The sequence below is a fragment of the Rhodococcus sp. MT28 genome (assembly GCF_058792695.1).
In genome coordinates this window covers 359,566-384,542 of the sequence record NZ_JBXAFD010000004.1, presented here as the reverse complement: position 1 = coordinate 384,542, position 24,977 = coordinate 359,566, and the positions used below count along the sequence as shown (strand labels likewise).

Here is a 24,977-nt window from a genome sequence, read left to right as displayed (position 1 = left end):
GTACTCCCGTCACTGATACTCCCGCAGTCGAGGCCAGAATCCGATGAAGATTCCGGCAACTCCGAGAACTGCCAATACAGACATGCCCGGTGCGGAGGCAGCCAACACCCGGGAGGCGTACGAGACGTCGGACCGAAGATTCGTGCGCGAATCCACGATTCCCTGCCAGAGTTCGTGATCGAGCTTTCCGTACTCCGCGGCCGAATCCTGTTCTCCGGCGCCGATGGTGATGGCTGCGGCGGACGTGAAGTCGCCGTTTCCGAGACGGTCGTACATGCGCGTGTGCGCAGCCACCCACTGCTGGCGCGAGTCGAGTGCGGCGGTCAGCACTTCGCTGTTCACTCGGGCGCGTTCGTCGCTTTGCAGGCCCTCGAGGATGTCCCGCAGAGCATCGACCTTGCGGGTGAACGTCACGTTGTCCTCGGCGGTCGAATCCCGCCTCGCCAGCGTGAGGGTTTCCACGGTGCGTGCTTGCTGCGCCATGATTCGTGCCTCGGTCAGTTCGTGCAGTGGCTCGGCCCCGGCGTCGAGCGCGCGCCCGGTGGCCAGTGCGGAGACCAGTCCGACCGTGAGCAGCCACAGCAGAGCTGCAGCGACCGCCAGCGAGGCAAGGATCAACCCGAGATTGAAGCGTCGGCGACTCTTGCGGGAGAAGTACATCTGTGTCGCCACCAGCGCGCACAGCACGAAGACGAACGCCACGATCGGCCACCACGGTGGAGTCTCGAAATCGCGCTGTACTTGTGAGACCAGCGTCTCCTGCGAGGCGTGCAGTTGCTGGGCCATCGGCAGCAGCGAGGTCTGCATCAACTGGGAGGCCTCGCTCAAATATGCTGCCCCGACCGGGTTTCCGACGCGATTGTTCGCCCGTGCAGTTTCGACCAGCCCGGTGTAGACGGAGAGGTCGGTCGAGATAGTGGTCAACGCGCTGTGACCGGCAAGATCAGTCGAGTCGAGACCGGCCGACGCCTGGACGATCTCCGCAGAGGCCTCACCGATCGACTGCGTGTATCGGTCGCGGACTTCGGCGGGTTCGAGGCCGCCGGAGATGAAGGCGGTGGCCGCGGCGGCGTCTGCCAAGGACAACGCACTGTAGAGATTCTGGGCCGAGTTGGCGAGAGGCTCGGTTTCGACGAGGAGGAGGTCGAGGTTCGCCTGGCGATTCTCGATCGCTGCGGTGGCGAGGAGTCCGGCGATCAAAGTGATCGCGATCAGGATCAGTCCGACGACGGTCAACCGGCCAGGCGTCGAGGACATGAAGGCCTGCAGTTCGCGCCGCAGAAGTGCCTGCTCGTCCTCCGCCGACACTGATGTGGCCTCGGAGGGCGGCAGCGACCGGGGTTCGATGGACGGGACGACACGGTCGACCATCGAGCACCTCACTTCGCTGTAGGCGGGCTACCGAGAAATGATGCCGCCGAGAAATGATTCAGGGCATCTTCGCGAGCATATAAGCATCACCTACACCTGGAGCAGTTTGAAACGGTTAGTGTGGGACAACGGCGAGAGCAGGCGGAGCGAGGTAGTCGATGCGTGGTGACGGTGACGGTTGGTCCATCGGATCGGACGGTACTCGGCATTGGGGTAAACACGGAGCTGCAGGACTGCTTCTTCGTGCCCCCGATTCGGACGGATCACCCATGGTCTTGCTGCAGCATCGTGCGGCGTGGAGCCATCAGGGCGGAACGTGGGCACTGCCCGGCGGTGCGCGGGACTCACACGAGAGCACGACGCACGCTGCCGTCCGGGAAGCACACGAAGAAGCAGGTATCGCCGAGGACGCCGTCCGTGTCCGCGGGGAAGTAGTGACGATGCGCGCCGAGAGCGGGTGGACTTACACCACCGTCGTGGCTGACGCGGCGCATCCACTGTCGACGGTTGCCAATGGTGAGAGCACCGAGTTGCGGTGGGTACGCGAAGCCGACGTCGACTCACTGCCGCTGCATCCGGGCTTCGGTTCCTCATGGCCCGACCTCCGGACCGAGCCTGTTGTGGCCGTGGACGGCGATCCGCACACCGTCGTGCTCGAGGACGGCGGATTCGGATGGTTGTCGGGTAGTTCCCACCAAGGCAGTGAGCAGTCAGGCAGTGACCAGAACCTGTCCGAGGCGTCGAGTACGCAGTCGTAGCACTCGAGTCTTCACAGTTCATACACAGCAGAAGGGCCGGACTCCGCGGGAGTCCGGCCCTTCGGTGTTTCGGTCGTCGACCGAAACGAGGCTCAGCTGAGCGAGTTCAGCGCCGTGATGAAGCTGACCGCGGTGATACCGAGCTTGAGCAGCTCGCTGATCTTGCCGAGGTTCAGGTCTTCGAGCGATTCGGTGCTGAGCGAGCCGGTGTCGAGGGATCCCATTTAGTGCTCCTAGGTTCAGTTAGTAACTGGAGGTAAACTACAACAAACCGAATGGGATGTGACACGCAATCGAAGCAACTGTGAGCAAGATCACTTAATCCGACTTTTCGGACATCCAATCGCACCTAGGAACTGGGAGTTTGTTGTCTGATCGGACAACTTCCGTTCATAATTCGAGTCAGGCGTGCTGACCCGTAACTGTGCGGAAATCGCCCGGCAAACACTTGACGAACGCCAGTTACCGGCTTTCAGCGCCCAGCGACGGCTGCGGCGAGGCGTTGCGCGGCCGCCTGGGGATCCGATGCTTGCGTGATTGCACGCACGACGACGATGCGCGTGGCGCCGGCGTCGAGCAGCTCTGGCAGACGTTCCTCGTCGATGCCGCCGATCGCGAACCAGGGCCGCGGCGGTGCGGCGTCGGCGGTCGATCGAACCAGTTCCAAACCGGACGCACTTCGATTCGGTTTGGTCGGTGTCGCCCAGACCGGCCCGGTACAGAAGTAGTCGACGCCCTCTTCGATGGCGGCCAGACTCGCCTGCGCGCGACTGCTCGTCGAACGGCCGATGACTACGTCTTCACCGACAACGGTTCGCGCGTAGGGGACGGGAATGTCGTTCTGGCCGAGGTGGAGGATGTCGGCGCCGGAAGCCATCGCGAGATCCGCGCGATCGTTGACGGCCAACAATGCGCCGTGGCGTCGCGCTGCGGTCGCGAGAATGCCCAGCGCCACCAGTTCGTCCTTGGCCTCGAGCGGGCCGAACTCGCGCTCACCGGCAGAGCCTTTGTCACGCAATTGGATGATGTCGACTCCGCCGGACAATGCTGCCTCGGCGAACTGCGCGAGGTCGCCTTTCTCGCGGCGCGCGTCGGTGCACAGGTACAGCCGTGCTGCTGCCAGGCGCTCGCGCCGGTCGATGTCGTTACTGGGATGTGTGGGGTGCACGGAGCAAACGGTAGCCTCTAGGGAGCAAGGTTCGACACGGGAGTCCTGAAACGTCGTCGTCACTTTTTGTCGTGACTGCGAGGTTCGTAGGGCTGAGAGGGGATCGCGACCAGATCCCGACCGTCAGACCTGACCCGGATCATGCCGGCGCAGGAAGTGGAGGTGGAGTTTCGTGAGTACACACGCTCGTACGGTGTCGGTTGTCGGCGGCGGTGTCATCGGTCTCGCTATCGCGTGGCGAGCAGCCCGCGACGGGTGGGCCGTTCGGTTGTACGACCCGTCCATTGGATCAGGTGCTTCGTGGGTGGCGGGCGGAATGCTTGCCCCGCTTTCCGAAGGCTGGCCGGGTGAAGAAACCGCGTTGACAATCGGTGCAGCGTCCCTGGAACGGTGGCCGACGTTCGGCGAGGAGCTCGGAAAATTCGGGCAATCGGTCTTCACCGCGGACAGCTCGCTGACGGTTGCACTCGACGCTGCCGACGCGCAGGACCTGCAGACCATCGCCGAGTGGGTGAGCTCGCAGGGGCACGAACTCGAAGTTCTCGGTCGCGCGCGCATCCGTGAACTCGAACCGATGCTGGGCCGGGGCATCCGGTCGGGGTTGATGGCTGTCGGTGAGTCCGCCGTCGACAACAGACTTCTGCTGGCGGCGTTGCAGAAGGCCTGTGCGGAATCCGGCGTCGAATTGATCGCGCGGGCCGTCGACGACCTCGCCGAACTCGATACCGATCAGACAGTGCTCACCGCCGGTATCGCGTCACCCAAGCTGTGGCCCGGGCTACCGGTACGCCCGGTCAAGGGCGAAATCCTTCGCTTGCGCAGTAGGCCTGGAGTCACCCCGGCGCCCAGCCGCACCATCCGCGGAAGCGTCCACGGGCGGCCCGCCTACCTCGTCCCGCGCGGTGACGGAATCGTCGTCGGCGCAACACAATACGAGTCTGGTGAGGACACACAGGTCACGATGGCCGGAGTACGGGACCTGATCAACGACGCCGAGGCACTGATGCCGGCGATCGGCGAATACGAACTGTACGAGTGCGCGGCAGGTCTGCGTCCCATGACGCCGGACAACCTGCCGTTGATCGGGCGCGTGTCCGATCGTGTTGTCGTCTCCACCGGGCACGGCCGCAACGGAGTCCTGCTGACGCCCGTCACCGCCGATGCGACGGTCGCGTTGCTGAACGGCACATCTTTGGTCGAGGTAAAAGGAACCGAACCCGAGCGGTTCGCAGTAGCTAAGGAAAATTCATGAGTGAGCAGGTCCCGATCGGGATCACCGTCAACGGCGAAGATCTCGAGTTCGATCGAGCAGTCACGGTGACCGAACTTCTGACGCACCTCGAGTTGCCGAGCAAAGGCATCGCCGTCGCCGTCGACGGTGCGCTCTTTCCTCGCGGGCGTTGGGACGAATCCGTCGGACGTGGTTGGGAAATCGAGATCCTCACGGCGGTGCAGGGTGGCTGAGCAGGACCTTCTCACTATCGCGGGCCGCAGTTTCGGTTCCCGGCTCATCACGGGGACAGGCGGCGCCGCCAACCTTGCGGTCCTCGAGGAAGCGCTTGTCGCCTCCGGTACCGAACTGACCACCGTCGCGATGCGGCGAGTCGACGCGGCCGGCGGCACCGGCGTTCTGGACCTGCTTCGTCGCCTCGGAATCGAACCGTTGCCGAACACCGCCGGGTGTCGGGGCGCCGCCGAAGCGGTCCTGACGGCGCAGTTGGCACGCGAAGCGCTCGAGACGAACTGGGTCAAACTCGAAGTCATCGCCGACGAGCGGACTCTGCTGCCCGACGCAATCGAACTCGTCTCCGCCGCAGAACAATTGGTGGACGACGGATTCACCGTCCTGCCGTACACGACGGACGATCCGGTGCTGGCGCTTCGCCTCGAAGAGGTCGGCTGCGCGGCAGTCATGCCGCTCGGTTCACCCATCGGGACAGGGCTGGGTATCGCGAATCCGCACAATATCGAGATGATCGTCGAGCGCGCCGGCGTGCCCGTCATCCTCGACGCCGGAATCGGAACGGCCAGCGACGCCACCCTTGCCATGGAGTTGGGCTGCGACGCCGTCCTACTTGCGACAGCGGTGACGCGGGCCAAGAATCCCGCGTTGATGGCGTCGGCGATGCGGCACGCAGTGGTAGCAGGTTTCGAAGCGCGTCACGCCGGCCGGATTCCCAAGCGGTTCTGGGCCCAAGCATCGTCCTGACGGACCATTTCCGGGTGTTTTCTCAGGGTTATGCCCAGATTGTCCGGCTTCGTGTCCTACCTGAGTACCACTCGGAACTAGACCTGTGGCCGATGTGCTGGTCATTGCCGGTAGGGCAAAGTTCTCCTCATGATTGAACTGAGGGGATTGACCAAGGTTTACGGACCGACGAAAGCGGTGGACGATTTGTCGTTCACGGTCAAGCCGGGCATCGTGACGGGCTTCCTGGGCCCGAACGGTGCAGGTAAGTCGACGACGATGCGGATGATCCTGGGTCTGGATCAGCCGACGTCGGGTGCGGCGTTGATCGAGGGCAAGCCGTACCGCGAGCTCAAGACGCCGTTGCGGACTGTCGGCGCGTTGCTGGATGCGAAGTGGGTGCACCCCAATCGCAGTGCGCGTGCACATCTGCAGTGGATGGCTGCTTCGAACGGGATCCCGAAGTCCCGCGTCGACGAGGTGCTCGGGTTGGTCGGGTTGTCCGAGGTGGCGGGCAAGAAGGCGGGCGGGTTCTCGCTCGGTATGTCGCAGCGTCTGGGGTTGGCGGGTGCGTTGTTGGGGGATCCGAAGGTGTTGTTGTTCGACGAGCCGGTCAACGGTCTCGATCCGGAGGGCATCGTCTGGATTCGTAAGTTCATGCAGCGGTTGGCGGCCGAGGGCCGCACGGTGTTGGTGTCGAGTCACCTTCTGTCGGAGATGGCGCTCACGGCGGAGCAGTTGGTGGTGATCGGTCGGGGTCGGTTGATTTCGGATTCGACGGTGGCGGAGTTCGTGGATCGTTCGTCGGAGTCGACGGTGCGGGTGCGTAGTCCTCAGCTCGATGCGTTGCGCAGTGTGTTGCTCTCGCAGGGGCTGACGGTGCGTGAGGACGGTTCCGGTGTTGCCCCGGCTTTGGTGGTGGTGGATTCGACCACTGATGTGATCGGTGGGTTGGCTGGTTCGCAGGGGATCGTGTTGTACGAGTTGGCTTCTCAGCAGGGGTCGCTCGAGGATGCGTTCATGAAGTTGACCGGGGACGATGTCCAGTACCACGCATCCGGTATCGATCCGGGTGTCGGTGCCCACCACGCAAATACACAGCAGGCTATGGGAGGTGCACTGTAATGGCTGTTCTCAGTGCTGAACGTATCAAGATCACCACGACCAAGTCGCCGCTGTGGTGCTCGGTCATCATCGTCGTGCTCGCGCTCGGCTTCGCGGCCATCATGGGCGCGGTTGCCAAGTCGGCTCTGACGTCCTCCGACGTCCAGGGAGCACCGGACCTCGACACCGCCGTTGCCACGGCCGGCATCTCGGGTTTCGGAATCATGGTTCTCATGATCATGGCGGCCCTCGCGGTCACCAGTGAGTACCGCTTCGGGACCATCCGCACCACCTTCCAGGCCGTTCCGAACCGTGCCTCGGTTCTGATCGCCAAAGCCGGCCTCATCGGTGCTTTCGGTGCTGTACTGACATTTGTTCTCGCCTTCGGCGCGTACGCCATGGCCAAGGCCATCGCCGGTACCGAGGCGAGTGCCGGATTGACCCTGTCGAGCGGCAGTGACTGGCGCGCGATCTACGGCATCCCGATCTACGCCTTCCTGTGCGTGATTCTCGCTGTCGGCGTCGGATCGATCATTCGCCAGTCGGCCGGCGCAATTGCGTTGCTCCTGCTCTGGCCGCTGCTCATCGAGAGCCTGTTCGGACTGTTCGGCAGCTTCGGCGAGAAGATCACCCCGTTCCTGCCGTTCGCGAATGCAAACCACTTCCTCAGTGCGAGCAGCGGTGGCGTCGACTTCCACTGGGGACCCTGGGGCAGCCTGATCTACTTCGCGGCCTTCGTTCTGGTGATTTTCGGAGCAAGTATCGTCATCGTGAATCGTCGCGACGCCTGATCTTGTCGCTCCCTCGGTAGGTGTTGTCGGGAGACCTACCGAGAACCAGGAGTGACAGCAGAGTAGGGACCCAGTACGAAAAACCATTCGTACTGGGTCCCTTTCCTGTGCTTCGGCCGATATCCTCCGAAGATGAGACTCTTCGGTGTGGTTGTGGTCGCAATGGCTGGAGCACTCGTGGTGAGTGGATGCTCGTCGGGAAGTGAAGCGGCCGTCCCGACAGACCCGGTTGCATTCTCCGAGACCGTCACGGTCGACGCCGTGACCGGGCATCTGGAGCAACTCGAGAAGATCGCCGCCAACAACGAGGGCAATCGATCGGCCGGTACCCCCGGCTACGACGCCAGTGTCGACTACGTGGCAAACCTGCTCGAAGACAAGGGTTTCGAGGTCAGCACCCCGGAATTCGACTTCAGCTCCTTCGATCCCGGCACCGAATCCCTGAAAGCCGCTGACGGCTCCGATGTTCCGGTGCGGGCGCTGACATATTCCACCTCCACGGGACCGACCGGAATCACGGCGCGTCTGGTGGCGATTCCCGCCGACGAGACCCCCGGTTGCGAGGCCACCGACTACGACGGCCGCGACGTGAACGGTGCAATCGTGCTGGTCACCCGCGGAGTGTGCCCGTTCGGCGACAAGCAGAAGATCGCCGCTGATCGCGGCGCGGCGGCGTTGCTGGTTGCCAACAACGAGGACGCAATGCTGGGCGGGGCTACCTTGGGTGAACCCGAAGACGCCCGCATTCCGACCGGCGGGGTGAGTAAGGCGTCGGGCGAGGCTCTTGCCGCAGCGCCCGGAGACCTCACGCTGATTCTCGACACGTCGACGGAAACGACGAAGTCGCGCAACGTGATTGCGCAGACCAAGACCGGCGCGACCGACAACGTGGTTGTCGTGGGCGCCCACCTGGACAGTGTGCCGGAAGGTCCCGGAATCAACGACAACGGAAGCGGTACCGCAGCCGTACTGGAAACCGCGCTGCAGATGGGAAGCTCACCGAGCATCGAGAATGCCGTGCGTTTCGCTTTCTGGGGAGCGGAAGAAGTGGGATTGGTCGGCTCCACCCGCTACGTCGAGGGTCTGAGCGATCAGGAACGGGCCGACATCGCCCTGTACCTGAATTTCGACATGCTCGGTTCGCCCAACGCCGGATACCTGGCTTACGACGGCGACAACTCGGATGCCGTCGGGGAGGGGCCCGGGCCCGAGGGGTCGGCGGGCATCGAGCGCACCTTCGTCGATTTTCTCGCCGGGCGAGGGATTGCGGCGGACGGAACGGACTTCGACGGGCGCTCCGACTACGGCCCGTTCATCGAGATCGGGATCCCGGCGGGCGGAGTGTTCAGCGGCGCGGACGAGCGCAAGACGCCGGCACAGGCCGAGAAGTGGGGCGGAGAGGCGGAGGAGACTTTCGACCCGAACTACCACAGTGCCCAGGACAACCTCGCGAACATCGATCGCGAAGCGCTCGCTGCCAACGCTTCTGCAGTAGCCTTCGGAGTTGCGACGTATGCCCAGGATTTGAGCGGACCGAACGGAGTTCCCGTCGGCGATGCCCGGACACAGGCCAGAACCGAATGATCGACTGACCGAATGATCGACTGACCGAATGATCGACTGTGCGAGCGACCAGGAGGCCACTGTGCGAGAACGGCGGCAGCACACTGTCTGTAACTCTGAGTTACGCTTGAGTTATGGCTGATCTGTCCCCGGAGAACACCGACACGGCAGGTGCTTCTTCCTCCTCGGTTCGAGGCGTCGTCGACGTCGTCTTGAACTCTGCGGCAGAACTGAACCGTCGGCAGCAGCTCATCGACGCGCTACGGCGGCTCAGGCGGGCACTACCCGGTGATCCCGGGTTTGGGGATCCACTCTCGCTTGCCGGCCCCGGCGGTGCGCGCGCCGTGGCGCGCGTCGCTGACAGATTGCTCGATCAGAAGCCGGCAGCCACTCGCGAAGTGAGCCTCGGAGCACTGCAGGTGTGGCAGGCAGCGCTGGAAAAGATGGGCCGCGGACGTGGCGATCAAGAACTGACCATCGTCTTCACCGATCTGGTGGGCTTCTCCACCTGGTCGCTCGCAGCCGGTGACGGCGCGACGCTGACCCTTCTGCGTGCGGTGGCGCAGGCCGTGGAAACTCCGATCACCGACAACGGCGGACACGTCGTCAAACGGATGGGCGACGGTCTGATGGCAGTGTTCATTCGCCCGGATGCGGCTTTGAAGGCGGTGTTCACCGCGCAGGACGCGCTCGCGGAAGTCGATCTCGACGGATACACCCCGCGCATGCGCGTCGGCCTACACACGGGTACCCCGCGTCAGATCGGTGACGACTGGCTCGGCGTCGACGTGACCATCGCCGCCCGGATGATGGGCTTGGGCGGCGACGGCAACGTCATGATGTCGGCGACAACTCTCGAGGAACTCGAAGCCGGCACCCTGGAGGATCTCGATCTCACGATCCGGCCATGGCGGCGAGGGTTTTTCGCGACCACGCCCAACGGAGTTCCGGTCGACCTGGGAATCTGGCGCGTGCGCCGGAACTAGCGCACTAAACCTGGAGCCGCCAGAGCGGGGACACCGGACCATGTCCCGCGCCGAGGTCGTACGACGCCTCGAGACACTTGGTCACCCACTCTTTGCCGAACGCCACCGCGTCCGGAACGGAATAGCCGTGTGCGAGAGCGCAAGTGATCGCAGCAGCCAGCGTGTCTCCGCCGCCGTGATCGTTGCCGGTGTCGATCCGGGCACTGCTGAATTCGAGGAAACGGTCGCCGTCGAACAACAGGTCGGTGGACAACTCCGAAGTACGAAGGTGGCCACCCTTGACGATGGACCATTGAGCGCCGAGCGCATGCAGCGCTTCTGCCGCTTGGCGGGCGCTCTTGTCGTCGACGACCTCGATACCGGTGATCAACCGAACCTCGTCGAGGTTCGGAGTGACCACCGTGGCTGCCGGAATCAAGGTGTTGCGGACCGCGTCGAGAGCTTCTTCGTGCAACAGCGGATCGCCGTGCATCGACGCGCACACCGGGTCGACCACGAGCGGAATCGGACGGTCGCGGCCGATCCCAACCTCGGCGGCAACCGCGGCCACCGCTTCAATGATTGTCGTCGACGCGAGCATTCCCGTCTTCGCCGCACCGACGCCGATGTCCGAGACCACGACGCGCACCTGGTCGGCGACGATCTCCGGCGGAATCTCGTGGAATCCGCTGACTCCCACCGAATTCTGGACCGTCACTGCGGCGACGGCCACGCAGGCGTGCACTCCGCACATCGCCATCGTGCGGGAATCGGCTTGAATGCCGGCTCCGCCACCGGAGTCGGTTCCGGCGATGGTCAATGCCCGAATCGGGGTCTGTCCGGCGGGGGTTAGGGGCAGCAGCTTCACGACGACGAGCCTACCGATCGGACCTGGGGAAACGGCAGCTCGGTCCCACCTCTCGCGGGAACGACGGCGCGAACTGCGATTGCGATCCGGTCGTTCCCGGTGCAAAAATTGGTCGAACCCGGGACAGCGTCGTCGGTAGCTGATTCTATGAGTGGCATGGATCACAGTTATGGAGAGCGTGCGAACGCAGCTGTCGCCGATCGCGCAGGTGCACATCGTGCCGTGGAGGTCGCCGCAATGAACGACATCGAAAATTCGAAAACCGGAACCTCACCGGAAGTCACGCTCGTGGACAATCCGTCGCACGAACGATTCGAACTGCTCTCCGACGACGAGTTGGTCGGCATCCTCGGATACCGCGACGAAGACGAGATTTCGGGGAGCGGAGCCGAAGCGGGCGACGTGGTTGCGTACATGCATACCGTTGTCAAAGAGGAGTACGGCGGGCAGGGACTGGCAGCCGTACTCGTGCAGTTCGCAATGGACTGCGCCCGTGAACGTGAATGGTCGGTACGGCCCGTGTGTACCTATGTTCAGCGGTACCTCGGCGAGCATCCCGAGTATCTGGAACTGCTCGTCGAGGACTAGAAGCCCGAGGGTGCAAACAGACGATCAGGCTCCGAGATTCACGATCACCCGAGATTCACGATCACCGGAGCGTGATCGCTGGCGCCCTTGCCTTTTCGCTCGTTTCGATCGATCTCGGCCGCCTCGACGCGAGCTGTGAATGCCGGTGAGCCGAGGATGAAGTCGATTCGCATGCCCTGCTTCTTCGGGAAGCGAAGCTGCGTGTAATCCCAGTACGTGTACACGCCGGGACCGGGTGTGTACGGGCGAACTACGTCCGCGAACCCGGACTCGGTGAAGGCGGTGAACGCAGCTCGTTCCGGCTCCGACGTGTGGGTCTTGCCCTCGAAGAAAGCGGGATCCCACACGTCGTCGTCCGTGGGAGCGACGTTCCAGTCGCCGACCAGGGCGATCTGCGCGTCGGGATCCTGCTTGAGCCAGCCCTCCGCGTCGTCGCGCAGCTTGGCCAGCCAATCCAGCTTGTAGGCGTAATGCGGGTCTTCCAGCTCACGGCCGTTGGGGACGTACAGGCTCCACACCCGCACACCGCCACAGGTGGCACCGATCGCACGTGCCTCGCGGACCGGGTCTGCCTCGGGATCCTTGTCGAACCCGGGCTGATCCTCGAATCCGATCTGCACGTCGTCCAAGCCGATGCGGGAAGCGATGGCGACACCGTTCCACTGGCTCAACCCGACGTGGGCGACCTCGTAGCCGATTTCCTTGAAGCGTTCGTACGGAAACTGCTCGTCCTTGCACTTGGTTTCCTGCATTGCCAGGACGTCGACGTCGGATCGACCGAGCCAGTCGATGATCCTGTCGGTACGGGCACGGACGGAGTTGACGTTCCAGGTAGCGATGCGCACGAGGGCAAGCCTAGCGTCAGCCGCCGACAGGATCGGTGGCGTATCGGTAGCGGTGGTGTTCGACGAATCCGAGCCGCTCGTACAGCGCGATCGCCGCGAAGTTGTCCGTCGAAACCTGGAGGTACGCGTGCGTCGCACCGTTCTCACGACCCCAGGAGAGTAGATCTCCGCAGATCAGCGACCCGATTCCGTGACGACGGTGTTCAGGGGCGACGTGAATGCCGGTCAGCCCTACCCAGCGTTTGTGGTCGGGTGCCTCGGTGAGCGCAGCGCGCCCGATGGCAAGCGTCGTGTCGGTGTTTCCGATCGCGCCGAAAGTTGCAGTGCCCACGACAGCCGTGAGGACCGCCTCGACGTACGCCGGATCGCCGTGGGCGTCGTACATCGACAGCCAGTTGTGGTCGGGGTGGTCGGCGAACGAGGTGACCGGAGGACCGAGCGGCAGCGTGACATTGCCCAGATCGGCGGCCATCACGATGGTTTCCTTCTTGCTGGTCCACCCGTCCGGAGCGGTGCCGAGTCGATCGGGGAGGAGCAGCAGGGTCGGCAGGCCGCGGTCACCGAACCACTGGCGTATCCGCTCGATGGTGCTCGCGTCGAAGCCGGCAACCGCCCCCGCACCACCGAGCGGCAAAGCCGAATTGGCGCGGCCGGTGACACCGTGACCGGCGCGCAGCAACCAACCGTCGATCCACGCCTGCTCGACACCCGGCCACGCCGCCGCAGCAGCCGTTTCGAGGTTTCGAATCTCGCCGATGCGAATCGGGCGGGCCGAGAGACTCTTGAGCGCGATCACCTGATCGGCGGAGACCTGGACCAGCCGACCGTCGCCGGCGCGGACGGCGATGGGATCGGCGCCCTCGAGGATGCCGATGACGTCGGTCATGGGATGCGAATAGCCGGGTGGGAGCTTGTATCGCAAAACCACCCGGCTACCGATCGAAATGTTGCCGTTCAGAGCAGAATTCTCAGTCTTCGTAATCGTCGTCGTCGTGACCGAACGGATCGTCGACGGTCCCCGGCGTCCAGGTCAGACCGGGCTTGCCCCAACCGGAACGCTTGATGATCTTCTTGGCAGCACGCGCGTTGCGGCCGATGAGTACGTCCGTGTAGAGGAAACCGTCGAGATGCCCGGTCTCGTGCTGGAGCATCCGTGCGAAGAATCCGGTGCCCTCGACCTCGATCGGGTTGCCGTCGGCGTCGGTGCCGGTGACCTTCGCCCAATCGGCGCGACCCGTCGGGAACTGCTCGCCGGGAACGGACAGGCAACCCTCGAAGTCTTCGTCCGGGTCGGGCATCGTCTGGGGGATTTCGGACGTCTCGAGTACCGGGTTCACGACGACGCCGCGTCGACGCTCGCTGCTGCGGTCGTCACCGGGGCAGTCGTAGACGAAGACTCGCAGTGGAACACCGACCTGATTGGCCGCCAGACCGACGCCGTTGGCAGCGTCCATCGTCTCGTACATGTCTGCGATCAGTTCGGCGATCTCGGCCGGGGACTGAGTGACCGGCTCTGTCGCCTTGTGCAGTACCGGGTCGCCGACGATTCGGATGGGGAGGATAGCCATGCGGACAAGGATAGTGCGGCGCGCCCGCGTAGTTATCACGGCCCGCACACTCGATCATGGTTCAATGGTTGCTGAAGAACAGCGATGTAATTCGTTGCTCGGTCGGAACGTGGGCCGCGGGGGAAATTGTGAGTTACCTTCGGGCCAGGGGACCGGGAAACTCACGGCCGCGAGAATTCGGTCGGAAAAAGAACACCGGGCATACGAGTCTCGCTGACGCCGAGCACAGCAGTCGAGGAGTGACATGGACGGCGCAACCGCGCGTAGTCGGAACCAGTCCGAAGGCACTGGCGCCGACGATTCGGTAGTAGATACAGCAGGCATGCACGAGGTCGGCGAAGACGGCCTCACCCGCCGGGAGCACGACATCCTCTCTTTCGAGCGTCAGTGGTGGAAGTACGCCGGTGCGAAGGAAGAAGCCATCAAGGAGTTGTTCGACATGTCGGCAACCCGCTACTACCAGGTTCTCAACGCCTTGGTCGATCGCCCCGAATCCTTGGCGGCTGATCCCATGCTGGTCAAGCGCCTGCGTCGTCTGCGTGCCAGCCGTCAGAAGGCCAGGGCCGCGCGTCGCCTCGGCTTCGAGGTCACCTGAATCACGCGTACATATGATCGGGCTGTCCACGCACTGGCGATAAGGTCGACATCGTGAGTACCCCGAAAGAGCAGCCGTCCGGACCTCCGCTTCGCGCAATCGCCATGGTGTTGATCGCGTTGGCGATCGTGTTCATCGGTCTCGGAGCAGCCTCACTGGGTGGATCGAGCGACGGTGGATCGGGCGACGAGAACACCGCAGCACAGCAGACCGAATCCTCGGCGTCTGCCACGACGAGCGCCCCCGCGCCTGCCACCACCAAGCCTGCAGCGACGACGCAACCCGCTTCGGGCGATACCACCACCACGTCGCGTCCCTCGGGAACTGCGACGACCACGACTTCCAGCTCCGCGAGCGGCGCCGACACGTCGAATGTCAGCGTTCGAGTTCTCAACAACAGCACCGTCTCCGGTCTGGCAGCAGGCACCGCCGAGGAATTGACGGCAGCAGGTTGGAACGTCGAGGAGACGGGTAACTACAGCGAGGGCACCGTCAGTACGACGACGGTGTATTACGGATCGTCCGCGGCGGAGAAGGCAGCGGCGCAGAAGATCGCGGCTGAACTCGGAGTCTCCGCAGAGCCTCGATTCGCCGGCATCGCGAACGCGTCACCTGGCGTGATCGTGATCGTGACCTCCAACTGACCGGTCGTGAAGGTGGAACTGACCCGTCGGTTCCAGCTACTACACGCGCCGTTATGATCAGAAGCACTTTCTCGCCACCTCAAAGGAGCGGTTCGATGGCCCCCAGCAGCACCCGGCGTATGTCCTGGCGCGTCGTTGCCCCTGTAGTCGCGATTGCCGCTTTCGGCTTGACCGCTTGCAGTAACAGCGAAGAGCCCAGCAGCGTCCCCGGCACGACTCCTCCGGTGTGGACCGGTGCAGCCGATCCCAGCGCGCACGAAAGCGCGGGCGGCCACGGTTCCGAGACGGCTCACGCCGGCGCTTCTGCCGAAACGGTCACCGCAACGCTGAACGGCACCGACGGCGCTAAGGTCGGAACGGTCACGTTCGCGCAGGAAGGTAGCGACGTCAAGGTCACCCTCGACGCCAAGGGCCTCACCCCCGGCTTCCACGGATTCCACGTCCACCAGGTCGCCAAGTGCGAGACCAATTCCGTTGCCCCCAGCGGCGGAGAGCCGGGTAACTTCCTCTCGGCAGGCGGACACTTCCAGGCCGAGGGTCACACGGGCCACCCGGCGAGCGGCGACCTCACTTCGGTTCAGGTCCTCGAAGACGGCACCGCCACGCTGGTCACCACGACCGATGCATTCACCGTCGACGAACTGGTCGCAAACGGTGGAACATCCGTCATGATCCACGCCGGAGCGGACAACTTCGGCAACATCCCGACGCGTTACGCGCCGGCACCGGACCAGCAGACTCTCGACACCGGTGACGCAGGCGGACGCGTTGCTTGCGGTGTCATCACCAAGAGCTGACAAACTCACCTGAGTTTTGCATCACTTCCGGCGACTACCACGCAGTAGCCAGCACGGTGTTTTTACCGACACTGTGATTGGATTCTCTGCGTGGTAGTTCCATTTCCAGGTTCGCCGCGCCCGACGCTGGGCGTGGAGTGGGAGATCGCGCTGGTCGATCGCAAGACCAGAGATCTCTCCAACACAGCAGCCGAGGTGTTTTCGGCGGTCGAAGAGCTTGCCGGCTCCGAAACCCCGCACATCACCAAGGAACTACTGCGAAATACCGTCGAACTCGTCACGGGTATTCACTCGACGGTCGGCGAGGCGATGAGTGATCTCGACAGGTCACTGGATCTGCTTCGCCGCGCTGCGAATCCGCTCGGCGTCGACCTCATCAGCGCGGGCACGCACCCGTTCGCGCAATGGTCGACGCAGCTGGTCACCCGGACACCCGACTACGACGAACTCATCGAACGCACACAGTGGTGGGGTCGGCAGATGCTGATCTGGGGCGTGCACGTTCATGTGGGTGTCTCGTCCGCGGATCGCGTTTTCCCGATCATCAACGCACTGCTGCAGCGCTATCCGCACCTGTTGGCGCTGTCGGCGTCCTCGCCGATGTGGGCCGGTGTGGACACCGGCTATGCGTCCAATCGCGCGTTGATGTTCCAGCAGCTCCCCACCGCGGGCCTTCCGTACCAGTTCGAGAACTGGGCCGAATACGAGTCGTTCATCGACGACCAGATGAAGACCGGTGTGATCACCAAGATCGGTGGCATGCACTGGGACATCCGTCCCGCGCCGAAGTGGGGAACCATCGAGGTCCGGGTGTTCGACGGCGTCTCGACACGCGCTGAACTGGGTGCTCTCGTTGCTCTGGTCCACTGCCTCATCGTCGATCTGGACCGCAGACTGAGTGCCGGTGAGACTCTGCCGAACATGCAGCCGTGGCACGTCAAGGAAAACAAGTGGCGCGCAGCGAGATACGGACTGGACGCCGAGATCATCCTCGACTCCGACGCAAACGAGTGCCTCGTCACTGACGATCTGGATCGCCTACTCGACGACTTGGCGCCGATCGCGGTCTCGCTCGGCTGCGCGGACGAGTTGGCGTCGGTGGCGGACATTCCCCGTCGCGGCGCGTCCTACCAGCGGCAACGTCGTGTCGCGGAAGCGACGGGCGGCGATCTGGTTGCGGTCGTCGACGCCTTGGTCGCAGAGTTGGGCACCTAGCAGGTTCACAGTGCGAAGGGCTGTTTCGCGGACTGGAAATCCGGGCATACCAACCGTTTGTCCAGTGGGTGTCCATATTCAGTTCACACGCCGTTTACTATTGTCCGGTGTTGATAGACAGTTGGTCCCAACGAGGGGGCGCACCCGGACAGTCGGACCGTTCGTGGTCGAGTTCTCACCGACTCCTTCTGATCGGCACAGCAGCATTGACCCTGCTGGTCCTGGGTGTGCAGGCGTTCGCGTCGTACAAGGGCTATCTCGGTCCGGTGGAAAGCCTGTTCGGTGACTACTTCCTCGTTCCCCGCTCCGCGACCATGCCTTGGGTGGGCCTCGCTCTCGCGCTCGTCGGACTGAACAACAAAGAACGCATCTACGCGGTATTCGCGGCCGTCGTGATCGACGTGGTCGTCGGCGCGATCCGCTGGTTCTCGGGTGGACCGCTGACGATGGGCACCGGCGGCACCTGGGTGCTGACGGCCATCGCGGTGTACGCGGTGTGGAAGTTGTCCGGCGAGCGTCGACTCAGCGTTCTGCACGGCGTCGCGCTGGGCGCGTTGCTCATCATCGCGGCCAAGGTTGCCGAGACGTGGCTGGAGATCACCATTCTCGTCGGCACCGACGTGTGGGACGAGTACGTGTTCCTCGCCGACCAGGCTCTCGGGAATCCGTCGTGGGTGATGGGCCAGATCGTCGACGCCACGGGCCCCGTCGGTGCAGCAGCCCTCGACTGGATCTACGTCGAACTGCCGGTCGCGGTGATCGTGGTTGCTCTCTATCAAGTACGTAAGGGATGGCCGTCGCATCACCTGCTGCGCACGTTCCTGCTCATCGGGCTGATCGGCCCGATCTTCTACGTCCTGTTCCCGGTGGTCGGCCCGGTGTTCGCCTTCGGTCCGCGTGGTTTCGGATTCCAGATCGGTGACTACTGGCCGAACATCGTGCCCAGTTTCGACTTCGCATCACCGTCGTCGCTGCCGTTCGACGACGCCGCGCCACGAAACTGCATGCCGAGCCTGCACACCGCGTGGGCAGTCGCGCTGTTCATCCACTCGCGCAGCGGACCGTGGTGGATTCGCAGCCTGGGATCGTTCTGGCTCGTTGCGACCCTGACCGCGACGCTCGGCTTCGGATTCCACTACGGCGTCGACCTCATTGCCGGTGCCGTCCTGTGCTTGACCCTCGATGCGGCGCTACGGGATCCGGAGCGCGGCTGGGGTTGGTTCCGAGTGCGTCTGTTGATCGGTGGCTCGGCACTACTCGCGGGATTGTTGCTCTCGTACCGGTTCGCTGCGGTGCAGATGGCCGAGTACCCGGCGATCTTCGGGCCGCTGCTGATGGCTGTCCTGGTTCTCATGTCGGTGGCGTACTTCGCCACCTTCTTCGCCCGCCCCGGCACTGCTCTTGCGGTGTGGGGCGAGCGCGACGGCGAGTGGGATGCCGTTACAGGAGAGAGTCCGGGTCTTCCAGCTCGTTGATCTTCATGAGGTCGTCCTCTTCGCGCTGTTCGCGGTAGGCGACTCGGCCGACGCTGTGCGCGATCACGGGCGCCGTCAGCAGCGTGAAGATGCCCACCAGGACCAACATCCAGATGTCGACGCTCCCACGAAGCAGGAACACGGCGCCCATCAGGACCAGGATCAGTCCGACCACCTGAGGTTTCGTGGCCGCGTGCATACGACGCAGAGTGTCGGGGAAGCGAACGATTCCCACCGCGGCGGTCAGCGCGAGCAGCGCGCCGAGGAAGATGGAGATGGCCCCGATCGTGTCGAGGATGTTGCCGATCACTGGTCACTCACCCGGAAGCGCGCGACGGACACCGAACCGATGAAGCCGACCAGCGCCAGCGCGACGATCGCGGGAACGATGGTCGTGTCTTTGCTGTACGCGGCCCAGACCGCGAGTCCACACATCGAGACCGCGATGATCGTGTCCAGGGCTACGAGGCGGTCGAGTGAGCTCGGACCGTCGAGCAATCGGAACGTGGTCAGTACGGCGGCGATCAGCAGAATCACTCCGGAAATGATCAAGATCGTGGTGATGAACCCGTTCATGGTTGGTCCTCCTGCCGGGGTGCATCGAATTCGTAGTCGCGCTGGTGCCATGGGCTGGGTTGCCAGTCCGAATCACGTTCGAACGACGCGATGAACAACCGCTCGAGGTCCTCCACCGAGCGGTAGAACGCGCTGACGGCTTTCTGCGAGCCGACGTCGAGCACGTGGACGTAGACGATGCGTCGGTTCTGGTCGATCTCGAGAACCATCGTGCCGGGGATCAGGTTGAGAACGTCGATGCACAGCGTGAGAACCAGGTCGGACTTGATCCCGAGTTGGTACCGCAGAACTCCGGTGACCGGGGGCGGCGACGGGCGGATCGCCAGCCACGCGACCTGGATACTCGACTGGATCGCGTAGTACACGATCATCCACAACAGACGCAGAATCGACAGCAGATGTACCCGACCCTCGACCGGTACGCGGGGGAGGGGAAGCAGGACCATGATGATCAGGCCGACGGCGAGTCCGCCGAAGATGTTGCCGAAACTGATGTTGCCCCACAACAGGATCCATACGACCATCAGCCACAGCAGGATCCCGACGCGGAGTACCTGTTCGCGTTTCATCGCGGAGCCTCCTCGGTATTCGGGACGTCGGTGTTCGGGGCCTCGGTATTCGGAACGGCTGCGGGGTCGTCTGCAGCGACGGGAGCTTCGTCGACCGGCACGGGCCGGTGGTTGCCGAGAACCGCGTCGATGTAGATGGACCGGTCCTGCAGATCCTTCGCCGCTCTGTCGCTGATGTCGATGATCCGGCCCGCGAACACCGTCAGTGCCAGACCGACGATGACAAGTCCGACCGTCGGAATCAGCATGAAGAGCGGAATCTTGCCGACATCCTCGCGGTCGACGAACGCGATGTCCTCTTCGGACTCGTCGATCAACGCTGACGGGCTGACGTCGGCGAGGTCACCTTCGGGCGCGTCGGCCCGGGCTCGCCAGAAAGCCTTGGTCCACACGCGGGCGACGGCGTAGAGCGTCAGCAAGCTGGTGATCGTGCCGCCGGCAACGAGGATCCAAGCCAACGCGCTGGCGTCGGCCGCACCGGCCTGAAGGAGCGCGACCTTGCCGATGAAGCCCGAGAACGGCGGGATACCACCGAGATTCAGCGCCGGGATCAGGAAGACGATCGCGAGGATCGGGCTGGCCGCCGCCAGACCGCCGAGACGGCGCAGCGACGACGACCCGGCTTGTCGTTCGATCAGGCCCACGACGAGGAAGAGCGTCGTCTGCACGATGATGTGGTGGGCGACGTAGTAGATCGCGCCGGACAGCCCGGACGTCGTGGACAGTGCGATACCGAAGATCATGTAACCGATATGGCTGACCAGTGTGAACGAGAGCAGACGTTTGATGTCGCTCTGCGCGATGGCACCCATGATGCCGACCACCATCGTGAGCAGGCCGCACACCATCAGTACGTTGTCGAGTTCCCCTTGCGGGAACAGCAGTGAATGCGCGCGGATGATCGCGTACACACCGACCTTGGTGAGCAACCCGGCGAAGACGGCGGTGATCGGTGCGGGCGCGGTCGGATACGAGTCCGGTAGCCACGCAGACAGCGGGAAGACCGCAGCCTTGATGCCGAACGCCACGAGCAGGACAGCGAAGATGGCGGTTCGTGTGCCCGGCGGAATGTTGTCGAAGCGCAGGGCCATGTCGGCCATGTTGAGGGTGCCGGTCGCCGCGTAGGCGAAAGCGATGCCCGCCAGGAAGATCAGCGAGGACACCATCGAGACCATCACGTACGAGACACCGGCCCGGACGCGGTCGGCGCTGGCACCGAGCGTCAGGAGCACGAAACTCGCGGCGAGCAGAACCTCGAATCCGACGTACAGGTTGAAGAGGTCACCGGCGAGGAACGCGTTGGAGATACCGGCGGTCAATGCGAGATAGGTCGGCAGGAAGATCGAGACCGGCTGGGCCTCGCTGCCGTCGCGAATACCCTGACCGATCGCGTAGATCATGACGGCGAGCAACACCACCGACGAGACCACGAGCATCATCGCCGAGAGACGGTCGACCACGAGTGTGATGCCGATGGGGGAGTCCCAGCCGCCGACCTGAACGGCCGTCGTACCGTCGCGGTCGGCGAGGTAGAGCAGCAAGCCCGACACCGCGACGACGCCGACGAGCGCGATCAGTGTGATCACGCGCTGAAAACGAGGACGTCGGCCGACGACCAGCGTCGCAGCTGCGGCCAGCATCGGGATCAAGACGGGCAGGGGCGCAAGGGCTCCCATCAGGTTGTCCGAGATGGTCATGCGCCTCCACCTCCCTCGATCTTGGTCTGGCGAGCGTCTTTGCGCCGCTTCTCGGATTCCTTCTTACGAGCAAGGTCGGTGGCCCAGTCGGGTACCGGTTCGTCCTCGAAGTCGCCGTCGTGGAGGTCGTCGTAGCATTCGATGTCCTCGAGGTTGACCAGTTGTTCGAGGGGAATAGGGTTGCCGTCCTTGTCGAATGCGTCGCCGCCGATGCTCGGGGCACCGGTGACCGGGTCGTCGGAGCGGTCGTGGTCGGGAGCGTCGGCAGGCAGGCGACGCTTGAGAACCTTGGTGTCCTCGGGATCGTCCTCGACGGCGTCGGCGGTGTTGATCTTGTAAGACCGGTACGCCAGTGCCAGAACGAAGCCGGCGATACCCATCGTGATCACGATCGCCGTCAGGATCATGCCCTGGGCGAGCGGATCCGCTATTTCCTCGTGGACCGAATCTCGGCCGACGATGGGCGGATTCCCATCCGATCCACCGACGGTCAGGATCAAGAGGTTGATGGCGTTGCCGAATAGAAGTAGACCGAGCAGCATCCGAGTGATGCTTCGTTCGATCAGCAGGTAGACACCGGCCGACGTGAGGACGCCGATCAGGATCAGCATTCCGATGTTTGCGCTCATGGTGCTTTCACCTCGATTTCTGCGTCGAGGCGGGCGCCGAGACTTCGGAGTACGTCCAGGACCAGGCCGACCACGATGAGGTAGACGCCCAGGTCGAAGAACAGTGCGGTGACCAGTTTGACGTGGCCGATGAGCGGGAGTGTGAACTCGAAGACGGCGGACGAGAGCGCCGGGGCGCCGAGGAACAGCGACACCAGGGCGGTGCCCGCGGCCAGCGCCAAACCGAGGCCGAGAATCTTGCCCGCGTCGATGGGTACGGCTTCACCGAGTTCGTAGCGTCCGCCGGCGAGGTACCGAAGTACCAGCGCCAGGCCCGCCGTCAGGCCTCCGGCGAAACCGCCACCGGGGGCATTGTGACCGGAGAAGAAGAAGTAGATCGACAACACCATGATGGTCGGGAAGATCAACCTCGTGGTGACCTCGAGAACCAGCGAACGGTGTCGAGGATCGATGAGGTCTCCGCCGCGCAACCACGTCGTGTCCGAGTTGGCAGCTGCCTTGTCGACGATGACGGAGGGGGCGTCCGCGACGCGCGGCGCGATACCGAACCGGCGGTTGCGGAAGACGAGGCTGGCGACGCCAGTTGCCGCGACCAGCAGCACCGAGATCTCACCGAGGGTGTCCCATGCGCGGATGTCGACGAGTAGGACATTGACGACGTTCTTGCCGTTGCCCAGGTCGTAGGCCGCGTCGGGAAGCAGTTCGTAGATCGGACGAGTGTTTCGGGCATTGGTCGCGAAGGCCGCGATGGTGGTGACGGTGATACCGACGGCGACGGCGAGTGCGGCACGCGGCCACTTGAAGCCGATCGCCTTGCTCTCGTCGACTTCGGCGGGGAACTTCCGGAGCACGAGCACGAAGATCACCAGTGTCAGTGTCTCGACGAGGAACTGGGTCAGCGCGAGGTCGGGTGCGCCGTGCAGCGCGAACAACACGCCGCAGCCGTAGCCGGTGAGTCCGACGAGGATGACGCTGGCGAGTCGGTTGCGCATCAGCGTCGCGGCGATGGCGGCCGAGATCATCATCAGCGCGATCGTGAACTGGATGGGTGAATCCCACATCCGAAGGTCGACTCCGCCGCCATCGGTGTCGATGATCAGCAGGAACAGTGGCACAACGACCAGCGTCGCGAGAATCGTCGACTGTGTGCGGGGGAGCGAACCACGCTGTGTGGCCCCGGTCAGGCGCATCGAGATGGTGTCCATGCCGCGCAGGGTCGCGTCGTAGATACGGTCGGCGTTGCCGAGCGGCGGGTGCTCGAAGTGCAGTCGGCTGATCTGACGCTGCGCGATGTAGAGCGCGATGCCGCCGGCGATGACGATGCAGGTGAGCAGCAGCGGAGTGTTGAATCCGTGCCACAGCGCGAGGTGGTAGTCGGCGTGCGGTCCGGGGGCCAGTGTGGTGGAGTACGGCGTCAGCAGCTTCTCGAGCTGGGGCGAGAGAATGCCGGCGGCCAGACCGAGAACAGCGAGCAGGCCGGGCGCGAACAGGAACAGCCAACCCGGCTTGTGCATCTTGCTCACGGCTGGGCTGGGCTTGCTCAGGGTCTTACGTCCGAAGGCGCCCCAGATGAAGCGGACGCTGTAGCCGACGGTGAGGATCGAGCCCAACACGATCACCGTGACGACGGCGATGGACGACCAGTGGCCGAGCGCGTTCGTTTCGAGCACCGATTCGAGTGCGGCTTCCTTGCCGACGAATCCGAGTAGCGGTGGCAGACCGGCCATGCTGGCGGCAGCGAGGCTCGCGATGATCGCGAGAGCGGGTGCCGCTTTACCCAGGTGAGCAAGTTTGCGCAGGTCACGGGTACCGGTCGTGTGATCGATGATGCCAACGACCATGAAGAGTGCGGCCTTGAACATCGCGTGCGCCACGACCATCGTCATGCCGGCCAGGGCGGCGTCACGCGTGCCGATGCCGACCAGGACCATCATGAAGCCGAGTTGGCTGACCGTTCCGAAGGCGAGGACGAGTTTGAGGTCGTACGCGCGCATGGCTCGCCAACCGGCGAGGATCATCGACAGCAGACCCAAACTGATGATGGTGATGCGCCACGGCGGCGAATCGGCGTACCCGGGAGCCAGGCGCGCGACGAGGTAGATACCGGCCTTGACCATTGCAGCAGCGTGAAGATAACCGCTGACAGGGGTTGGCGCGGCCATTGCACCGGGAAGCCAGAAGTGCAGGGGCACGATTGCCGATTTGGAGAGTGCACCGATCAGGATCAGGACGATCGCGACGGACGGGAGCCACCCCGTCGGCGGGTTCGCGACCAGTTCGGACAGGTTGTAGCTGCCGCCGACCTGGCCGAGGATGATCATGCCGACCAACATCGCCAGACCACCCGCGGTGGTGACCAGCAGTGCCTGGGTCGCGGCGCGGCGGCTGGTGGCGCGTTCGGCGTAGTGACCCACGAGTAGGAACGACAGGACCGTCGTCAGTTCCCAGAACACGTAGAGAAGCAGCATGTTGTCGCTGGTCACTAGTCCGAACATGGCACCCGCGAAGGCGACCATCTCGGCGGCGAAGATACCGAGTCGAGGTTCGTCGTCGGTGAAGTAGCGGGCGCAGTAGACCAGGATGAGCGTGCCGACACCCAGGACGAGCACGGCCATGATGGCCGAAAGCGCGTCGAACCTGAAGTCGATGTCCATCGACAGCCCTGGAACCCAGGTGATGTGCAGCGTCTCGACGGTGCCCCATTTGTCGATGACCCAGCCGAGGCCGGCGAGGGGGACTATCGCGAGGGGGAAGAAGCCGTTTCGCCCTAACCTGCGCACCACAAGCGGAGCCAAGAGGGCGGCAACGGCATGGGCAAGCAAGATAGCGAGCAAAAGGCACTCCGTCGTGTTGTCAGCGGGCGGCGGGGTGTCCGAACAAAATCGAACCTATCGGATTAACGAGACAATTCACCTTGTCGGAGAGGTTGTCTTTGCGTACATATTACCGGGCGTGGCAGTTTCGATGTGCAGCGAGTCGATTCGGACATCATCGGCACTCGCT

27 protein-coding genes and 1 riboswitch are annotated in these 24,977 nt (G+C 63.8%); of the genes, 14 read left to right on the top strand and 13 right to left on the bottom strand.

Going from position 1 to position 24,977, the window contains the following annotated elements; genetic code table 11:
* Nucleotides 1–9 precede the first annotated feature (9 nt).
* Complete coding sequence (locus AC1Q6C_RS18220) at nt 10–1,371, bottom strand: GlnX family signal transduction membrane protein (protein WP_042452116.1); 1,362 nt, start codon at nt 1,369–1,371, stop codon at nt 10–12.
* A 158-nt stretch (nt 1,372–1,529) separates the two neighbouring features.
* Between AC1Q6C_RS18220 and AC1Q6C_RS18215 the strand changes: the two genes are divergently transcribed.
* Nucleotides 1,530–2,129 (top strand): NUDIX hydrolase, encoded by a 600-nt coding sequence (locus tag AC1Q6C_RS18215; RefSeq protein WP_042925897.1) that lies wholly within the window; start codon nt 1,530–1,532, stop codon nt 2,127–2,129.
* A 92-nt stretch (nt 2,130–2,221) separates the two neighbouring features.
* On the opposite strand, the gene AC1Q6C_RS18210 is transcribed toward AC1Q6C_RS18215, so the two are convergent.
* Together AC1Q6C_RS18210 and thiE are read right to left on the bottom strand one after the other, a co-directional pair.
* Nucleotides 2,222–2,353 (bottom strand): hypothetical protein, encoded by a 132-nt coding sequence (locus tag AC1Q6C_RS18210; protein ID WP_003944354.1) that lies wholly within the window; start codon nt 2,351–2,353, stop codon nt 2,222–2,224.
* 248 nt (nt 2,354–2,601) lie between these two features.
* Nucleotides 2,602–3,297, bottom strand: a complete 696-nt coding sequence (gene thiE / locus AC1Q6C_RS18205; RefSeq protein WP_003944422.1) for a thiamine phosphate synthase — start codon at nt 3,295–3,297, stop codon at nt 2,602–2,604.
* Between the two features lie 26 nt (nt 3,298–3,323).
* A riboswitch (TPP riboswitch) is annotated at nt 3,324–3,470 on the top strand.
* Between thiE and thiO the strand changes: the two genes are divergently transcribed.
* The 7 genes from thiO (at nt 3,470) to AC1Q6C_RS18170 (ending at nt 9,929) form a co-directional block, all read left to right on the top strand.
* Nucleotides 3,470–4,549, top strand: coding sequence for a glycine oxidase ThiO (gene thiO / locus AC1Q6C_RS18200; RefSeq protein WP_193595517.1), 1,080 nt, complete (start codon nt 3,470–3,472; stop codon nt 4,547–4,549). It overlaps the preceding riboswitch by 1 nt.
* A complete protein-coding gene (thiS, locus tag AC1Q6C_RS18195) occupies nt 4,546–4,761 on the top strand; it encodes a sulfur carrier protein ThiS (RefSeq protein ID WP_003944402.1) in 216 nt (71 codons plus the stop codon). The genes thiO and thiS overlap by 4 nt, the downstream gene beginning before the upstream one ends.
* Entirely contained in the window at nt 4,754–5,506 is a 753-nt protein-coding gene (locus AC1Q6C_RS18190; protein WP_007726857.1) for a thiazole synthase, read from the top strand. The genes thiS and AC1Q6C_RS18190 overlap by 8 nt, the downstream gene beginning before the upstream one ends.
* 129 nt (nt 5,507–5,635) lie before the next feature.
* A complete protein-coding gene (locus AC1Q6C_RS18185) occupies nt 5,636–6,610 on the top strand; it encodes an ABC transporter ATP-binding protein (RefSeq protein WP_193595516.1) in 975 nt (324 codons plus the stop codon).
* On the top strand, nt 6,610–7,380 hold the full coding sequence (locus tag AC1Q6C_RS18180; RefSeq protein ID WP_047268852.1) for an ABC transporter permease: 771 nt from the start codon (nt 6,610–6,612) through the stop codon (nt 7,378–7,380). Before AC1Q6C_RS18185 ends, AC1Q6C_RS18180 begins: the two co-directional genes overlap by 1 nt.
* Nucleotides 7,381–7,512: 132 nt before the next feature.
* Complete coding sequence (locus tag AC1Q6C_RS18175; protein WP_187781773.1) at nt 7,513–8,964, top strand: M20/M25/M40 family metallo-hydrolase; 1,452 nt, start codon at nt 7,513–7,515, stop codon at nt 8,962–8,964.
* Nucleotides 8,965–9,077: 113 nt separating this feature from the next.
* A complete protein-coding gene (locus AC1Q6C_RS18170) occupies nt 9,078–9,929 on the top strand; it encodes an adenylate/guanylate cyclase domain-containing protein (protein ID WP_007730127.1) in 852 nt (283 codons plus the stop codon).
* 4 nt (nt 9,930–9,933) lie between these two features.
* On the opposite strand, the gene thiD is transcribed toward AC1Q6C_RS18170, so the two are convergent.
* Nucleotides 9,934–10,776, bottom strand: coding sequence for a bifunctional hydroxymethylpyrimidine kinase/phosphomethylpyrimidine kinase (gene thiD / locus AC1Q6C_RS18165; RefSeq protein WP_003945044.1), 843 nt, complete (start codon nt 10,774–10,776; stop codon nt 9,934–9,936).
* Nucleotides 10,777–10,932: 156 nt separating this feature from the next.
* Here thiD and AC1Q6C_RS18160 point away from each other — a divergent pair, with 156 nt between their 5' ends.
* Nucleotides 10,933–11,364, top strand: a complete 432-nt coding sequence (locus AC1Q6C_RS18160) for a GNAT family N-acetyltransferase (RefSeq protein WP_007730124.1) — start codon at nt 10,933–10,935, stop codon at nt 11,362–11,364.
* A gap of 44 nt (nt 11,365–11,408) precedes the next feature.
* Here AC1Q6C_RS18160 and AC1Q6C_RS18155 read toward each other — a convergent pair whose 3' ends face one another.
* The 3 genes from AC1Q6C_RS18155 to AC1Q6C_RS18145 are packed head-to-tail and all read right to left on the bottom strand — an operon-like array spanning nt 11,409 to nt 13,777.
* Complete coding sequence (locus tag AC1Q6C_RS18155; RefSeq protein WP_054827815.1) at nt 11,409–12,209, bottom strand: exodeoxyribonuclease III; 801 nt, start codon at nt 12,207–12,209, stop codon at nt 11,409–11,411.
* A 16-nt stretch (nt 12,210–12,225) separates the two neighbouring features.
* A complete protein-coding gene (locus tag AC1Q6C_RS18150) occupies nt 12,226–13,167 on the bottom strand; it encodes an N-acetylglutamate synthase, CG3035 family (protein ID WP_492666737.1) in 942 nt (313 codons plus the stop codon).
* Nucleotides 13,168–13,177: 10 nt separating this feature from the next.
* Complete coding sequence (locus AC1Q6C_RS18145; protein ID WP_003945053.1) at nt 13,178–13,777, bottom strand: peptide deformylase; 600 nt, start codon at nt 13,775–13,777, stop codon at nt 13,178–13,180.
* Between the two features lie 244 nt (nt 13,778–14,021).
* On the opposite strand from AC1Q6C_RS18145, the gene napA reads away from it, so the two are divergent.
* The 5 genes from napA (at nt 14,022) to AC1Q6C_RS18120 (ending at nt 18,503) form a co-directional block, all read left to right on the top strand.
* Nucleotides 14,022–14,372, top strand: a complete 351-nt coding sequence (napA, locus tag AC1Q6C_RS18140) for a nucleoid-associated protein NapA (protein ID WP_007730120.1) — start codon at nt 14,022–14,024, stop codon at nt 14,370–14,372.
* Between the two features lie 53 nt (nt 14,373–14,425).
* On the top strand, nt 14,426–15,016 hold the full coding sequence (locus tag AC1Q6C_RS18135) for a LytR C-terminal domain-containing protein (RefSeq protein ID WP_054827817.1): 591 nt from the start codon (nt 14,426–14,428) through the stop codon (nt 15,014–15,016).
* Nucleotides 15,017–15,111: 95 nt separating this feature from the next.
* A complete protein-coding gene (gene sodC, locus AC1Q6C_RS18130) occupies nt 15,112–15,813 on the top strand; it encodes a superoxide dismutase[Cu-Zn] (RefSeq protein WP_007730117.1) in 702 nt (233 codons plus the stop codon).
* A gap of 90 nt (nt 15,814–15,903) precedes the next feature.
* Nucleotides 15,904–17,028, top strand: a complete 1,125-nt coding sequence (locus tag AC1Q6C_RS18125) for a glutamate--cysteine ligase (protein WP_003945034.1) — start codon at nt 15,904–15,906, stop codon at nt 17,026–17,028.
* A gap of 107 nt (nt 17,029–17,135) precedes the next feature.
* Nucleotides 17,136–18,503 carry a phosphatase PAP2 family protein gene (locus AC1Q6C_RS18120; RefSeq protein WP_230359607.1) on the top strand — a complete coding sequence of 456 codons (1,368 nt, stop codon included), beginning with the start codon at nt 17,136–17,138 and terminating at the stop codon, nt 18,501–18,503.
* Here the strand turns inward: AC1Q6C_RS18120 and mnhG are convergent.
* From mnhG to AC1Q6C_RS18090, 6 genes are read right to left on the bottom strand one after another with little or no spacing between them, the layout of a single operon-like run.
* On the bottom strand, nt 18,469–18,813 hold the full coding sequence (gene mnhG / locus AC1Q6C_RS18115) for a monovalent cation/H(+) antiporter subunit G (protein ID WP_003945045.1): 345 nt from the start codon (nt 18,811–18,813) through the stop codon (nt 18,469–18,471). The two genes, AC1Q6C_RS18120 and mnhG, sit on opposite strands and share 35 nt — an antisense overlap.
* On the bottom strand, nt 18,810–19,079 hold the full coding sequence (locus tag AC1Q6C_RS18110; RefSeq protein ID WP_003945061.1) for a monovalent cation/H+ antiporter complex subunit F: 270 nt from the start codon (nt 19,077–19,079) through the stop codon (nt 18,810–18,812). The genes mnhG and AC1Q6C_RS18110 overlap by 4 nt, the downstream gene beginning before the upstream one ends.
* The gene (locus AC1Q6C_RS18105; protein WP_003945063.1) at nt 19,076–19,648 is read right to left on the bottom strand and encodes a Na+/H+ antiporter subunit E; all 573 of its coding nucleotides are present in this window, start codon (nt 19,646–19,648) and stop codon (nt 19,076–19,078) included. The genes AC1Q6C_RS18110 and AC1Q6C_RS18105 overlap by 4 nt, the downstream gene beginning before the upstream one ends.
* The gene (locus AC1Q6C_RS18100) at nt 19,645–21,345 is read right to left on the bottom strand and encodes a Na+/H+ antiporter subunit D (protein ID WP_003945059.1); all 1,701 of its coding nucleotides are present in this window, start codon (nt 21,343–21,345) and stop codon (nt 19,645–19,647) included. The genes AC1Q6C_RS18105 and AC1Q6C_RS18100 overlap by 4 nt, the downstream gene beginning before the upstream one ends.
* On the bottom strand, nt 21,342–21,974 hold the full coding sequence (locus tag AC1Q6C_RS18095; protein WP_003945054.1) for a Na(+)/H(+) antiporter subunit C: 633 nt from the start codon (nt 21,972–21,974) through the stop codon (nt 21,342–21,344). The genes AC1Q6C_RS18100 and AC1Q6C_RS18095 overlap by 4 nt, the downstream gene beginning before the upstream one ends.
* The gene (locus tag AC1Q6C_RS18090; protein WP_007730104.1) at nt 21,971–24,808 is read right to left on the bottom strand and encodes a Na+/H+ antiporter subunit A; all 2,838 of its coding nucleotides are present in this window, start codon (nt 24,806–24,808) and stop codon (nt 21,971–21,973) included. Before AC1Q6C_RS18090 ends, AC1Q6C_RS18095 begins: the two co-directional genes overlap by 4 nt.
* Nucleotides 24,809–24,977: the final 169 nt, after the last annotated feature.